Annotated in this window: 12 protein-coding genes; 1 reads left to right on the forward strand and 11 read right to left on the reverse strand. The window is 61.3% G+C overall.

Annotated features, from left to right (window positions below; translation table 11 throughout):
* Nucleotides 1-30 precede the first annotated feature (30 nt).
* The 11 genes from ACEN2R_RS16895 to ACEN2R_RS16945 form a co-directional block, all read right to left on the reverse strand.
* Nucleotides 31-1,476 (reverse strand): aldehyde dehydrogenase, encoded by a 1,446-nt coding sequence (locus tag ACEN2R_RS16895; protein ID WP_442043855.1) that lies wholly within the window; start codon nt 1,474-1,476, stop codon nt 31-33.
* A 38-nt stretch (nt 1,477-1,514) separates the two neighbouring features.
* On the reverse strand, nt 1,515-3,230 hold the full coding sequence (locus ACEN2R_RS16900; protein WP_442043856.1) for a thiamine pyrophosphate-requiring protein: 1,716 nt from the start codon (nt 3,228-3,230) through the stop codon (nt 1,515-1,517).
* Nucleotides 3,231-3,246: 16 nt separating this feature from the next.
* Nucleotides 3,247-4,602, reverse strand: coding sequence for a TRAP transporter large permease (locus ACEN2R_RS16905; RefSeq protein WP_442043857.1), 1,356 nt, complete (start codon nt 4,600-4,602; stop codon nt 3,247-3,249).
* Between the two features lie 4 nt (nt 4,603-4,606).
* Nucleotides 4,607-5,116, reverse strand: coding sequence for a TRAP transporter small permease (locus ACEN2R_RS16910; protein WP_442043858.1), 510 nt, complete (start codon nt 5,114-5,116; stop codon nt 4,607-4,609).
* Nucleotides 5,116-6,156 carry a TRAP transporter substrate-binding protein gene (locus ACEN2R_RS16915; RefSeq protein WP_442043859.1) on the reverse strand — a complete coding sequence of 347 codons (1,041 nt, stop codon included), beginning with the start codon at nt 6,154-6,156 and terminating at the stop codon, nt 5,116-5,118. The genes ACEN2R_RS16910 and ACEN2R_RS16915 overlap by 1 nt, the downstream gene beginning before the upstream one ends.
* A gap of 101 nt (nt 6,157-6,257) precedes the next feature.
* Nucleotides 6,258-7,439 (reverse strand): cytochrome P450, encoded by a 1,182-nt coding sequence (locus ACEN2R_RS16920; protein WP_442043860.1) that lies wholly within the window; start codon nt 7,437-7,439, stop codon nt 6,258-6,260.
* Nucleotides 7,440-7,484: 45 nt separating this feature from the next.
* Nucleotides 7,485-9,065: an FAD-dependent monooxygenase gene (locus ACEN2R_RS16925; protein ID WP_442043861.1), complete on the reverse strand. Its 1,581-nt coding sequence runs from the start codon at nt 9,063-9,065 to the stop codon at nt 7,485-7,487.
* Nucleotides 9,058-10,077: an amidohydrolase family protein gene (locus tag ACEN2R_RS16930; RefSeq protein ID WP_442043862.1), complete on the reverse strand. Its 1,020-nt coding sequence runs from the start codon at nt 10,075-10,077 to the stop codon at nt 9,058-9,060. Before ACEN2R_RS16930 ends, ACEN2R_RS16925 begins: the two co-directional genes overlap by 8 nt.
* Before the next feature lie 32 nt (nt 10,078-10,109).
* Nucleotides 10,110-10,889: an IclR family transcriptional regulator gene (locus ACEN2R_RS16935; RefSeq protein ID WP_442043863.1), complete on the reverse strand. Its 780-nt coding sequence runs from the start codon at nt 10,887-10,889 to the stop codon at nt 10,110-10,112.
* Nucleotides 10,889-12,832 carry a TRAP transporter permease gene (locus tag ACEN2R_RS16940; protein ID WP_442043864.1) on the reverse strand — a complete coding sequence of 648 codons (1,944 nt, stop codon included), beginning with the start codon at nt 12,830-12,832 and terminating at the stop codon, nt 10,889-10,891. Before ACEN2R_RS16940 ends, ACEN2R_RS16935 begins: the two co-directional genes overlap by 1 nt.
* Before the next feature lie 10 nt (nt 12,833-12,842).
* Complete coding sequence (locus tag ACEN2R_RS16945; RefSeq protein WP_442043865.1) at nt 12,843-13,790, reverse strand: TAXI family TRAP transporter solute-binding subunit; 948 nt, start codon at nt 13,788-13,790, stop codon at nt 12,843-12,845.
* A 507-nt stretch (nt 13,791-14,297) separates the two neighbouring features.
* On the opposite strand from ACEN2R_RS16945, the gene ACEN2R_RS16950 reads away from it, so the two are divergent.
* Nucleotides 14,298-14,780, forward strand: a 483-nt coding sequence (locus tag ACEN2R_RS16950; RefSeq protein ID WP_442043866.1) for a response regulator, incomplete at its 3' end; no start/stop codon positions are given.

A 14,780-nucleotide genomic window follows, 5' to 3' on the forward strand; every position in this document is an offset into this window, starting at 1 on the left:
GCGATTTGTGCAACAGAGCCGGTCTGGAGCCTAAAACGGATAATGCTGGTTCGGGTCCTCGATCGTGATCCAGCGCGTGTCGGTGAATTCGGCGATGGCCGCCTTGCCGCCGAACCGTCCATAGCCGCTGGCCTTGACGCCGCCAAAGGGCATCTGCGGCTCGTCGGCGACAGTGGGGCCGTTGATGTGGCAGATGCCGCTTTCGATGCGGTTGGCGATGTTCATGGCACGTTGCAAGTCGCGGCTGAAGACCGCCGCCGACAGCCCGTATTCGGTGTCGTTGGCCACACGCACCGCTTCGTCATCGCCGTTGACGCGGATGATGGATTTCACCGGGCCAAAGGATTCCTCGGAATAAATCCGCATGGAGTCGGTTACGCCGTCGATCAGCGTCGCCTCGACGATGGACCCGTTCCGGCCTCCGCCTGCGACGATGCGGCCCCCTTTGGCTTTGGCGTCGGCCATCAGTGCGTCCATTTTGTCGGCGGCATCAGGCGTGACAAGAGAGCCGAGCACGACCTTACCGCGTGGATCGCCTGCGGGCAGGGCCGCAGCGCGCGCGGCCAGTTTTGCGACAAAGACGTCGGCGATCTTTTCGTCGACGATGATGCGCTCTGTCGACATGCAGATCTGGCCCTGGTTCATGAAGGCACCGAAAATCGCCGCGTTGACCGCGCCGTCGATGTCGGCGTCGTCCAGCACCAGCAGGGGGGCTTTGCCGCCCAGTTCCAGCAGCGAGGGTTTCAGGTGCTCGCCCGCCAGACGGCCGATGATGCGGCCGACCTTGGTCGATCCGGTAAAGTTGACGTGCTTGACGGCGGGCGCCGCGATCAGCGCCTCGACCACGGCGGCGGCATCGGCGGGGGCGTTGGTGACCACGTTGATGACGCCTGCGGGCAGGCCAGCCTCGACAAAGCACTGGCCGATCAGGCGATGCGTGGCAGGACACATTTCCGAGGCCTTCAGGACCACGGTGTTGCCACAGGCCAGCGCCATGGCAACGGCACGAACCCCCAGAATGACGGGGGCGTTCCACGGCGCGATGCCAAGGCAGACACCTTTTGGCCGGGCCAGACCCATGGCCAGCGTGCCGGGTTTGTTCGAGGGAATGATCTCGCCTGCGACCTGCGTGGTCATGGCTGCGGCCTCGCGGATCATGCCTGCGGCCAGCATCACGTTGAATCCCGCCCATGGGCCTGTGGCACCGGTTTCGCAGATCAGGATGTCGATGAAGTCCTGGGTTTTGGAATCCATGATGTCGGCGGCTTTGTTCAGCAATTTGCGGCGCTCTCCGGGGCCGGTTTTTGACCAGTCGGCAAAGGCGGTCGCGGCGGCATCGACGGCGCGCAGGGCATCGGCGGGGGTTGCGGCGGCGGCCTCTGTCGCGACCTTACCGGTTACAGGGTCCATCCGTTTGAAGGTCTTGCCACCGGTCGCGGCAACTGCAACTCCATTGATCAAAAAGTCGATTTTCATGGCGGTACTCTCCTGTTTTAGTGTTGGCTTGGGGCCGCTTAGAGCGGCAAAATCGCAATATCTAGCAGGGCCTGGCGGCGGTCATGTTGAACCACGCGGATCGCTTCGGCCAGGGCGTCGGGCACGTCGTCGGCGCGTGTGACGCGGCGTGTCCATGCGCGGCTTGCGGCGGCGGTGCTGCTGAAATCCGGGCTTGGTTTAAGCGCGGTTAGGGGCATTTCGTTCGCCTTTGCCGCATATCCATCGGGGTAAAGTCCCACGACAGAGCGGCGAACAGCACCCCATTCCTCGTTGTTCAGGATGATGACCAGAACCGGCAGGTCCAAGGCCTCGGCGATCTGGTGGCAGACGGTGGGGTTGGCGAACATGTAGCTGCCGTCACCAAGGGTGGCGACGCAGATCCGGTCAGGATCTGCCAGTTGTGCGCCAAGGGCTGCGGGAAACGACCAGCCAAGGCCGCCGGAATGCGGCTCCTGGAACCATGACTTATGCTCGCGGCGCTTCATCGGGCCAAGGATCGCGCCCAGTTCCGAGAACACGGTCGAGGTTTTTCCGTCGAGCGCCTCTCCAAGGCAATGGCTGACCCATGATTTTGTGATGCCTTTGGCGGTTTGCGCTGCGGCTTCGGCCTTTTGTGCCGCACGGACCGTGGAAGAGGCGGCGGTCAGCCGGTCCATCCGATTGACGACCGCTGCGGCGTCACGGGGCAGGTCGCGCATGGCGCGAAACAGGGCGGGCAATACCAAAGACGTTTCGCCCGCGATGGACAGGTCGGACCGGAAGCCGCGCACCGGTGTGCGGCTGAACAACGGATCGGGACCAATGTTGATGACGCGTGCGTCGGGGTTCAGCGGGTGCTGATCGGGCCACCACGGGGCCAGACAGTTCAGCGAGACAACCACATCCGCCTCTGCCAGCCAGGGATTCGGGTCCGGCCCGATGTGGCAGGGGTGGTCGGTGGCGATTGCCAGATGCGTCGTCCACCACGAACAGACCGCAATGCCCCAATGCGCGCACCAGTCCGCGAAGGCGGCAAAGCTGTCCGCATCGCCCGACCCGCGTTGGGCGATGACCAGAGGGCGCTTGGCTGTGGCCAGCCAGTGCGCCGCGGCTTCGATGTCGGCGGGGTTTCCGGCGCCGGTGACCGGGGCCAGGGGCGGGCTTTTCGACAGGTCGGCCCGGCTGACCGGATCGCACAGGATTTCGCGGGGCAGCGACAGATAGACCGGCCCCTTTGGCGTTGAATTGGCAATGGCATAGCCACGGTTCAGCAAGGGCGCGATCTGCTCGGGGAACTTCATCTCGTAGTCCCACTTGCAGGCTTCGCGGACCAGCGCGGTCTGGTCGCGCATTTCCTGACCCCAACCGATCGGCACGGTGCGCGCGCCAAAGCGGCCCTGCTCGGTCACGGGTGTGCGGCCCGACATCAGGATCATCGGCACGTTCTCGCAGGCGGCGTTGATCGCCCCCGTCGCCCCGTTCGACAGCCCGACATTGGTGTGCAGCATCACTGCCTGCGCGCGGTCCGTCATCAGATAGGCCCCATGCGCCATGCCCATCGCGGCATGTTCGTGCGGAATGACCATGGCGCGGGGCAGGGCGATGTTTTTCGCGGCGGCCTCTGCCAGACCTTCGATGATCGGTGGGAAATCCGTGCCCGAGTTGGCAAAGACATAATCGACCCCAAGCGCCTTGAGCTGTGTGAAGATCGCGCCGCCAGCGGTCAGGTCGGATGTGTCTGGATCGTCGGTCATTGCATAATGCCTTTCGTCAACTCAGGACTCGCGGTAGCCATAGCACGATGACCGGAAAGGCCAGCAGCACCGCCACGCGAAGCAGCTCGGCCAGAAAGAACGGCAGAACCCCCTTGAAGGTTTCGGACATCGGCACATCCTTTGCCAAGGCCGAGATCACAAAGACATTCATCCCCACGGGGGGCGTGATCAGCCCCAGTTCCACGACAATCAGGGCAAGGATGCCGAACCAGATCTTCAGGTCCTCCGTGCTCATCCCAAAGCCCGATCCGTCTGCCATCTGGTAAAGGCCGCCGTTCAGTTCCACCAGCACCGGCCAGAAGAACGGGATTGCCAGCAGGATCATCGACAGGCTGTCCATCAGGCAACCCAAAGCGATCAGCGCCACCAGCAACAACAAAAGCACGGTCATAGGTGCAAGGCCCGAGTTCGCCATCCATTCGGCGGTGGCCTGCGGCACACCTGCCCGCGACATGAAGATTTTCAGCATCTCCGCGCCCAGCAGGATCAGATAGATCATGCCCGTCGTCGAGGCGGTTTCCAGTAGCGATATGCGCATCGCCTTCAGCCCCATCTGGCCACGGAACGTGCCGTAAAGCCAGACAAGGAACACGCCGACGGCGGCAGCGGGCGTCGGGTTGTAGAACCCCGCGTAAATCCCGCCGATGACCAGAAGAAAGATCACCAGAACCGGAATAACGCCCAGCGTCGCGCTGAGAAATTCGGCGCGTGTGTTGGGGTCGCCGCGGGGGCCGGACTCTGGCCAGATCATGACATAGATCGCGATGGTCAGCAGGAACAAAAGCACCGCCATGATGCCCGGAATCAGGGCCGCCATGAACATTGTCACGATGTTCGCCTCGACGATGATCGAGTAGATGATCAGCACGACCGAGGGCGGAATCAGGATACCCAGCACCCCGCCCGCCGCCAGCGTTCCCGTGGCCAGCGCGCCCGAGTAGCGGTAGCGCGCCAGTTCCGGCAGGGCGACCTTGCCCATGGTCGATGCGGTGGCCAGCGATGATCCGCAGACCGCGCCGAAAATGGCGCAGGCGGCGATGGCTGCCATGGCGGTGCCGCCCCGCAGCCAGCCAAGCCATGCGTTCGCGGCGCGGAACATGTCCTTGCTTAGTCCGGCCTGCGTGGCCAATGCGCCCATCAGCACGAACATCGGCACCACCGACAGGTCGTAGATAGAGAACTGCCCGTAGGCCAGTGTTTTCAGCTGGGCCATAAAGATGGCGGTGCCGTTCAACAGGGTCACCCCGACACCGCCGACGATGATCATCGCCAGGGCAATCGGCATCCGGATCGCGATCAGAAGGATAAGGACGATCAGCCCCGCAAACCCCGTCATCAGTGCGTCTGCCATTAGGTCACGTCCCCGAGAATTTTATCAGGCTGTCCCGAAGGGTCAGCGCGGCGGCCAGCGCCAACAGCGCAAGCGACATCAGAATTGGAATGAAAGCGACCCAGTGCGGAAACTGAAGGATCGTGGTGGTATAGCCATAGGCCTTTTGGTCCAGCAGACCCGCATACATCCGCCACAGCAGCAGCAGGCTGAACCCAAGCGCCGCAGTCGAGCCAACCAAGGCGAAAATGGCGACCCAGCGGCGCGAGGCATTGGCGGTGAAGATGTCAGCGGTGACATTCGCATCGGTCAGCTGGCAATAGGGCAGGAACATGAAGGCGGCGACGGCAACGCCGACCTCAGTCATTTCGAAATCACCGGGAAAGGGGGCCCAGAACGTGCTGCCCACAACGGAGATCACGTTGATCAGAACCACGCAAAGCAGGATCACCCCGCCCAGAATGGCCCAACCGGTGATCAGGGTGCGGGCGAGGCTGTCACGCCCCGCCCGCAGTTCTGGATGTGCGTCTGGCACTATTTGCTGCCGTGCTTTGCGATGCCGTTACGGGCTGCGGCGACCAGACCTGCGCCGTCGATGCCCTGCGCAGTCACATCCGCAACCCAGCGGTCGACAACGGGGGCCATGGCGTCGGCAAAGGCTGCGGTTTCTTCGGGCGTCAGGGTGATATGCTCGTTGCCGGCATCGGTCGCGACCTTGATCCCGAAGTCATCCGAGGCACGCCAGATGTCGCCAACCTGCGCCCACCATTCGGGGCCGGATGCGTCTTTGAACGCCGCCTTGATGTCATCGGGCAGACCATCCCAACGGGCCTGGTTCATCGATACCTGGAACGTTGTGGTGCCAAAGCGGGTCATGTCGGCGCCTTCGATCTGGTACTGTGTCTGTTCCTGGATCTTCAGCGGCGGAATGATTTCCCACGGGATCATCGCACCATCAACCACGCCTTTGGACAGGGCCTGTGGCAGCTCGGGAACCGGCATTGCGGCAGGTGACGCACCCAGTGCCTCGATCACCCAGGCGCCGGTGCGTGTCGGCACGCGCAGCTTGGTTCCGACCAGATCGGCGGGGCTGCGAACCAGCTTGTTCGCCATATGAAGCGCCTGACCCGCATGGACATGAAGGAACATGACTTCCATGCCTTTGTAGTCGTCCTTCAGGGTGTCCATCATGTCATACATCGCAAGGTTGGTCGCCTTGGGGTCGTTGATGAAGACGTTCGGCAGTTCGAACACTTCGGTGCGCGGGAACAGGCCGGGAGTATAGCCGTTCACCGTCCAGATCAGGTCGACAACGCCGTCGCGGACCTGTTGCACCAGCTCTGGCGGGCGCCCGCCCAGCGACATCGCCGGGTAAAGCTCGATCTTGACGCGGCCACCGGAATTCTCTTCGACCTGCTTTGCCCAAGGCTCCAGCATCTTGGTCTGGGCAGGGGCCTGCGCAGCCAGAAGGTGGTGCAGTTTGAAGGTATATTCCTGTGCCCATGCCCCCGTCGCAGCGGCAACGGACAGCGCCGACGCGACCAGCATCGTCTTAAGCGATTTCAGTTTGGTCATTGGATCCTCCCAGATCTCATTATTTACATTGTCAATTAGTAGCGATGTTTCGGCATATGGCTAGGTCTCATTTGCGCTTTCTTTCTGGAAACGGCTGACCCTTAGACAAGCGTGACCGGAAGCGTGGTTGGCCCCCTGAAACCGAACCCGCGGAACGTGACCAGACCGGGGTCGGGCAACGACATCTGCGCAAAGCGGTCGAACAGAACGGGCATCAGGATTTGCGAAACCATGCGCCTTGCGACATGGGTTCCCTGACAGAAATGCGGCCCGTTGCCAAAGGCCTGATGTGGGGCCTTGTCGCGGAACACGTTGAAAAGATGCCCGTTTTCATACACGTCTTCGTCATGGTTCGCGCTGGCCTGAATGGTCATCACAACATCCCCCTTGGGAATGGCCACACCGCGGATTTCCGTGTCTTCGGTCACCAGCCGGGAACTGGCTTGAATCGGCGCGACCCAGCGCACCGCCTCTTCAAAGGCCTCTGTCCAGCTGATGTCGCCGGACAGGACCGCGTCGCGCTGGTCAAGGTTGGTCAACAGCCCGAACACCAGGGTCGAGGCGGCATCGCGGGGTTCATTGATGCCGCCGCCGATCGCGATTTTGATGTTCGATATGATTTGCGACATCGGAATCGGATCATCGGAATTGATCATGACGGCAAGTGCGCTTGGCCCTTGTTCGGCACGGTGCCGGTCCAGCATGGCGGTGATCGCCGCATCCATTTCGTCGTTTGCCTCGTCTGTTTCGGCAAACAAATCCGGGTTCCAGGCGAAGTTTCCCGAACCGTCGATCAACATCTGTGACCAACGCTGCATGTCTGCGTCGCTGGCATCGGGCAACCCCAACAGATGCGCCAGACAGCGGGCGGCAAAGGGGCCGGCCAGATCGGAAAACAGGTCCACCGTTTCGCCGCGCGGCAGGCGTCCGACGTAGTCTTCGGCAAAGCCCTGATAAAGCGGCGCCCAGACATCGCGGATCACCTTTGCGCCAAATGCGGGGGCCATCGCCATCCGTTCGCGCATATGTTCCTCGCCGTCCTTGCGCATCAACGTATGGGCGCGAAAGGCACGCTCCATCGGGGTATGCGGGTCGTCCGAGCTGAAAAGGACCGGGTTGTCCTTGACGTATTTCGTGTCGGTCGCCTTTGTCAGCAGGGTCCGGTTCACCACGGGCACGCGCGCCACGGGCGCCTCGGCGCGAAGGCGTTTGTAGACGGCATAGGGATCGACGATCAACTGGTCGATGGTGATATTGGCCTCGATGGGGGCGGCGTGTGTCATCGGGTTTTTCCCTTGGTGGTGGCGTATGCACAAGTGATGCAGAACCTATGCACCGGTTGTATGGGTCAAAATGGCCTGCGGGTCTGCGGCATCCTGCCCGACCCAGGCGACAAACTGGTCAGGACGCACAAGGATCAACGCGTGACCATATGCCTCTCGGCCTTCCGTTGCGGTATCTTGGACGACAGTCAGGGGAATGTTCAAGTCCCGTGCCGCATCTTTGAACGATTGGCAGGCATCCTTGTCAGCCCCGAAGGCCAAAAGGGTAAACCCGTCGCCCAGAGCCTCGAACACATTGCGCCCGTCAGACAGGGGTTGCGGTGCCAGATGGTGCCCCGCGCGCGCCGTGAACCGGTGGTCCCCCATTGCACTTGGCGTGGCGCCGGTTCGGTCGGGATCAAGCGGCGATCCGGCGTAGTTCGGCTCGAAGGCGTTCACCTCGTGCGCTGCCGCGTTTCTGGCGTTCCACATTTGCTCGAACAGAGCGCGGTCCTTGGCGGGGTCGTAGGTGTTCAGGAATGCGCGGTCTTCCTCGATGAAGGTCTCGATGAAATCCTTGGCGGTCGAGAGGAACACCGGCCTGCGTTCCGCGCCGTAGCTGGCCAACAGGCCGGGCCCGCCCCAGCCTTGCAGCGTCGCGGCCAGTTTCCAGCCCAGATTGCGGGCATCCTCGAACCCGGTGTTGATGCCGTAACCGCCATAAGGCGGGTGGCTGTGCGCCGCATCGCCCGCGATGAAACAGCGCCCATTGGCATAGGTGTCTGCCACCGCGATGCGCAGTTCCCACAGGCCGATATGTTCAAAGTCCACCGGAAATTCCGCCCCCACGGCGCGGTGAAGAAGCGCGGTGAAGTCGTAGGTGTCCGGGGTGCTGCCCAGTGGCACGGGGGCGTGGAAAAACCATGTCGTGCCAAGGTCGACGCGGCCCAGAAACTGCCAGTATCCCTGAAGGTCGGGGTGCAGCGCGCAATAGACCGACTTCGGGGGATTGGCGGCAAGCAATTCGTGCAATTCGGGCGAGCGGAACACCAGAAGCGCCATCAGTCGCTCTCGGTCGTCCATCGTCTGGGTGATGCCCGCGGCCTGCCGGACCACCGATTTGCTGCCATCGCAGCCAACCACATAGCGCGCGGTCAGGCGGCGGGTTCCGGTGCCTTTGTGCCGGGCGATTGTGACGGTGACCTGCTGGTCGGTCTGGGTCACATCGGTGCCATCCCAGCCATACAGGATGTCCACGCAACCGATCTGTGCGACGCGGGTGCGCAGCACGGCCTCTGTCGCGTATTGCGGCAGGCGTTCGGCATCGGTGAAGTAATATTGCCGGACCTTGCCGCGCGACAGCCAGTCGTAGTGATAGCCCGACAAAAGCGAGCCGTAGCACATCATGCCGCCGTTATCATAGCCGCGCGGCACGGTGCGGGCGGCGCGCAATTCGTCCTCGGCGCCCCAGAAATGGAAATGCTCCATCGTGCGCTGGGTCAGGTTCTGACCCTTGGGCACGGGTTGCGGTTCAGTGTGGCGTTCGACCACGCAGGTTTTGACCCCGCGCTGGCCAAGCTCTATCGCCAGCCCCATGCCGACTGGTCCGCCGCCGACAATCACCACATCAAAGTCGGTATCAGTCAAAGCGCATCCCCAGCAGGGTTTCGGCGTTGCCCTGAAAAATCTTGTGCTTTTGCGCGTCGCTGATGTTCAACTCGTTGATGCAGCGGATGGTTTCGCGGATATACATCGGCCCGCCTTCGGGATCGAACGGCGCATCCGAGGCGAACAGCACATGGTCGTCGCCAAAGAATTCCATCGCGTGCAGGATCGCCGATTTAGAACCGAACGAGGCGGTATCGGCGTAGAAGTCCTTGAAGTAGTCCAGATGCGGGCGCTTCAGCCCATTGCGCACGGCGGCCAGATCGCGGCCAGAGGTTCGCTTGCCCATCTGGTCCCAACCGGGGCCGACGCGCCCCTCGAAGAACGGAACCATACCGCCCGCGTGGTGGGTGATGACCTTGAGGCCCGGGTATCTGTCGAACACGCCGCCAAAGACCAGCCGCGCCATTGCGGCGGACGTCTCGTAGGGCCAGCCGAAGGTCCACCAGATTTCATACTCCGACCGGTCCTCGGTCGCGTAATCGCTGAACTTTTCGCCGCGCGCGGGGTGCAGCCAGACGGGTTTTCCCGATTTCGCCATATAGTCGAAAAATGGCCCGAATTCGTCCAGATCCAGCGGCTTGCCCGCCACGTTGGTGAAAATCTGCATGCCCGCGGCGCCCAGATCCTCTATCGCGCGGCGGCATTCCGTCACCAGTCCATCGGGGGAGTTCATCGGGGCGGTGCCGATGAACGCGGGAAAGCGGTCAGGGTATTTCTGGCACAGCTCTGCCATGGAATCCGACCCGATCTGCGACAGTTCCAGCGCCTTTTCCGGCCCTGCCATCAGTTCCAGCGGCGGCGAGGCAAGGGACAAAACCTGACGGTAGTCATCGCCGAACATATCCATGACCTCGAACCGGCGGTCGAGGTCGGTCATCATCGGCACATCGCCGGATCGCTTGGTGATATCGGTCATCGTTCCGATATGGTCGATCAGGCGATCAAAGAACGGCTTGGGCCAGATATGGTTGAAAATGTCGATCTGCTTCATTCCGTCTCTCCTGGTTTAAATACTCATCTGCTTTATTCGGCGGCTTGATCGGGTTGTTCGCGGGTGCCGGACAGGTTTTGCGACAATTGATGGGCGGCGGCGCGGACCGCCTCGCCGATCTCCGTGATCTGCTCGGGGTGGATCGCGCTGGCGGTCAGCGTTGTGCACAGGGCGGCGACGGGGTCGGGTCCGTCCTGAAACACAGGGGCCGAAATGCCGATCACGCCCTTTGTCACCTCGCCATGGGCGACGGCGTATCCGGTGCGGCGGACCTTGCGCAGGCTGTCCAGCACCTCGTCCACAGTCTGGCCCTGATCGAGCGAGCTGAGCACGGCCAGATTGTCGGCCACCAGGGGGATCTGTCGGCGCTTTGGCAAAAACGCCAGGATCGCGCGGGAGATTGCGCCACGGGCCAGGGGCATCGGGCGGCCACGGGGATAGCTGCTGATCGGGTCGCCGACACAGCATTCCGAAGCAACGCAAAGCAGCCGCGACCCGTACCAGCGCACCAGAAGGGCGGTGCAGGGCCATGTGCGGGACAGCTGTTGCAGGGTTGCGGTGCCTTGCAGGATCAACGGGTCGGATTTGCGCATCAGGTAGTCCAGCTCTACCACCTTGGGGCCAAGGGTAAAGCGTGCGCCGGGCAGGGCGATCAGAAAACCCGCGTCTTTCAGGGTGCGGATATAGCGGTAAAGCGTCGGGCGGCTGTAGCCCAATTCGGCCATCAGGGCATCAAAGGACCATTCCAGCCGATCCTCGCTGAACACGTTGAGAACCGAGAGAACCCGTTCGAGACTGCTTTCACTCGCCATTACACACCGACCTTTTTCATACGGGGATTTTTCGCCCTTAACAGTTCCAACGCCATGACGGTCAGCCCCCCCGCGCAGCCAACGATGTCGGTGATCTGCGCCCCTGCAAAGGCTCCGGCGGGCACCAGCGCCAAAAGGCCGAAGCCTGCGAACAGGGCGCGCATCAGCGGTGACAGTTGTGTTGAAAAGTGGCCGGCAAGGGCAGCCGAGATCAGCCAGACACCCAATACGGCTGTGGTGACGGCCAGGGCAATGTCTGACGGGGGGCCGATCAGGATCAGCGTCGGAGAGAAGGCAAAGAGAACCGGAATGACATAGGCGGACCAGCCGAATTTCATCGCGGCAATGCCTGTTTTCATCGACGAAGCCCGTGCAATGCCCGCCGCCGCAAAGGCGGCAAGCGCGATGGGCGGCGTGATCATCGACATCATGCCAAAGTAAAGGACGTAAAGATGTGCGGCCATCGGCTCGATCCCGACCTTGATCAGCGCAGGCGCAACAAGGGCCGCCAGCAGGACATAGACGCCCAGCGTTGGCAGGCCCATGCCCAGCACAATGCAGACCAGCGCCGACAGGAACAGCAGCAAACCCGCGCTGCCGCCGCCGACCTGCACCAGCACATAGGTCAGGTTGAAGCTGAGGCCGGTGATGTTTAACACCCCGATGACAAGACCCGAGGCGGCAGAGATCAGGATGATCTCGACCACCGCGTGGCCTGTGCCCGAGATCGTGCCGAACAAGGCGGAAAGGGTGGGGCGGTTGCCCTTGTAGCCAAAGATCAGCGCGGTGACCGCGACAGAGACACAAGCCAGCAGCGCCGCCCGTTCCGGCTGCCATTTCAGGGTGAACAGGGCGTAGATCAGCAAGGCGAAGGCGGTGATGAAATGCAGCCCGCTGATGACGGATTTTCCGGTCGGGATCAGCTCTGCCGCGACCCGCTTGATCCCCAGCTTTGCCGCCTCCAGGTCGGCCTGGATGAACAGCGCAACATAGTAAAGAACCGCAGGCACAAGGGCGGCCATGACCACCGAGGAATAGGATGTTTGCAGGAATTCGGCCATCAGAAAGGCCGAGGCCCCCATGACGGGCGGCATCAACTGCCCGCCGGTAGAGGCGACCGCCTCGATTGCGGCGGCCTTGTGCGCGGGGTAGCCGTCGCGCTTTATCATCGGGATGGTGACAACGCCGGTGCCAACCACATTGGCCACCGCCGACCCCGAGATCGAACCGAAAAGGGCCGAAGCCAGAACGGCGATCTTCATCGAGCCGCCGCGAAAGCGCCCCATGCCCAACATGGCCGCGTCTGTGAAAAAGGCAGAGCCACCCGTCGCGGCCAACAGTCCGCCGAACAGGATGAAGGTGACAACGACAGTCGAGGCGACGGCGATCGGGATGCCGAAGATGCCGTTGGTGTCGAAGGCCATATAGCCCGACAACAGCTGCCAGTTCTGGGGGCGGGCGGCAAGGCGACCGGGAAAGAGGTTGCCGAACAGGGCATAGACCAGAAAGACAGAAATGATGATGACCAGCGCCCAGCCTGTTGCGCGGCGCAACGCCTCTAGCAACAACAGCGTGACGATCAGGCCGGGGATCCAGACCTCTGGCGGTTTCATGAAGATCTGGTTGACCAGCCATGGGTAGGCCACAGCGACATAGCCGGTTGCCACAAAGGCAAGGGCGGCAAGGGCAACGTCAAGCCAGGGCACAACGGCGCGATCTGTGCCGCGCCGCGCGGGCAGGGTCAAAAAGGCGGCCGTCATTGCCAGCATCAGCATCGTCGCGAAATACTGCTGGGGATACAGGCCCAGCCCGACGTAGCGCGGAATGGACAGCGCCCAAAGTGCGGCGGTGACGGTCAGGCAGAATGCCAACCCGTTCGCGATTGGCCGCCAGTGGCGGAAAGCGAGGCCGCGCGCGGCCCCGTCCTGTGATGAGGGCGTCATCGGCATGGTCTTATTTGATGCCCGTTTCGGCATAATATTTCAGTGCGCCCGCATGATAGGGCGTAACGCCCGCGTCTCCATGCATATCGTCCGGATTGAAGGCCTTGAACGGCGGAAAGGTCGCGCCAAGCCCCTCTTTTCCGTCGTGGATGGCTTTGGTCATGGCATAGACTACATCGTCAGAGGCGGCGGCATTGGTGAAAATCACCTGCGGAAAGGTGAAGTATGTCGCGTCTTCCAGCACACCCGGCGCAGAGCCCGCCTTTTTCACCGAGAAGAAACCGGTGGGCCAGTGTTTGCGAATGCGGGTCAGGGTTTCATCGGATGGGTCAGCGATTGCCAAAGCGCGCAACCCGCCGACGGCGGCATCCGCCTCGCGGACTTTGCCCGCACCATGGGCAAAGATAAAGCCGTCCGCCTCTCCGGCCATGAAGGCATCGGCACCGGCGACGACGCTGGGCACATTGACGGGGATCATGTCGGCGCGGGTCAGACCGGCGCTGGCATAGATCGCGTCAAGCTGCGGCAGGATGGTGTTTTGCGCGGTATAGCCATCGACCATGCGTTTGCCTTTGAGATCGGCGATGGTCATGATGTCGCTGTCGGCGCGGACAAAGATCGCCTCTTGCAGGGGCATAAGTGTCGCGACCATTTGCAGGTTTGGGTTGGCGTTGCCTTCGAACCATGCCTTGCCCTCTTGGGCATAGTTGACCTCTTGCAGGTTGGCGATGCCGAATTCTATGCCGCCCGCGTTCAACAATGGGATGAACTGGTTCGGGCTGGTGGCGGGCTGTATCGTGGTGTTCAGGCCGGCCTCGTTTGCCACGTTGGCGATGGCGGTGCCGATGTTGTGGTAAAGCGATCCGGGGTTCGAGGTGGCAATGCCGACGTTCTGGGCGCTTGCCGCCCCCGCGCTGACAGCCACGGCGATTGCCGCGCTTGTAAAAAAGTGACGCATCCTAGTTCCTCCCTGGTTGCGATATGTAGTCTCAATATACGAATATCTGCATTTTTTGCTTATTGTGAGACCTGAGTGGAAATCTATCTGCATTTGGCCTTTGGGCAAGCAGAAATTTCAGCGGTATGATTTTGGCGGTTCGGGTGTGGACCAGACGGGTTGGACATACGAAAGATAAGGTTGACCAGATATCCTTTGATAGCCGAAGTCGATGCCCACCGATTCGGGTGATTGGTCAGACGTGTTGCCTTAAACTGGCCTTGTCGAAATAGAACCAATTGTGAAAATTTTCCCAAATTTGATAACTTTCGGAAAGAATGATTCAACCACTGGTTGCTTAACCTTCTGAATTTAATGAAATTCATCTTAAGAATGTCATTCTTTAGCTTTGGCTGCCGGAATTTAATGTAAGCTGAACCAGTGCGCACAAGACTGTGTTTGTTGGCGGTGACCTCGTTTAGACAATTGGTGCGCGCATGAGAACCTGTTCATTTGCTGGAGGGACTCGTGGGTCATATTGAAGAGAAAGATATTAGAATTGCGTTCGTTGACGATCATGAAATTGTACGTCGGGGACTAAGACATATTTTTGAAGGCGATGCCGGATTTACCGTGGTCGCCGAAGGTGGTTCAAGACAGGATGCCCTGTTGATTGCCGAGCGCGACGCGCCGGATGTCATGTTGATTGACCTGCTGATGCCTGGCGGTGGTGGTATCGAGGCCCTGAAAGCGATCACCGAAGATCACCCCGCAATTCGCTGTGTGATCATCACGGCAAGCGACGATGCGGCGATCGCGATGAAGGCGCTGAAGCTGGGCGCACGGGGGTATATCCTGAAGGGTGTCAGCGGGCGAAATCTTTTGGCTGCGATCCGCACCGTAATGGATGATGCGTCATATATCTCGCCGGAATCGGTGTTTGTCAAACAAGTTGTCCGCCGATTTCATGCGGCGTCTCTGATTTCAGGGGCGCTGATTTCGGTTTCGGGG

The sequence above is a fragment of the Pseudogemmobacter sp. W21_MBD1_M6 genome (assembly GCF_052119585.1).
Classification (GTDB): domain Bacteria; phylum Pseudomonadota; class Alphaproteobacteria; order Rhodobacterales; family Rhodobacteraceae; genus JBGQOJ01.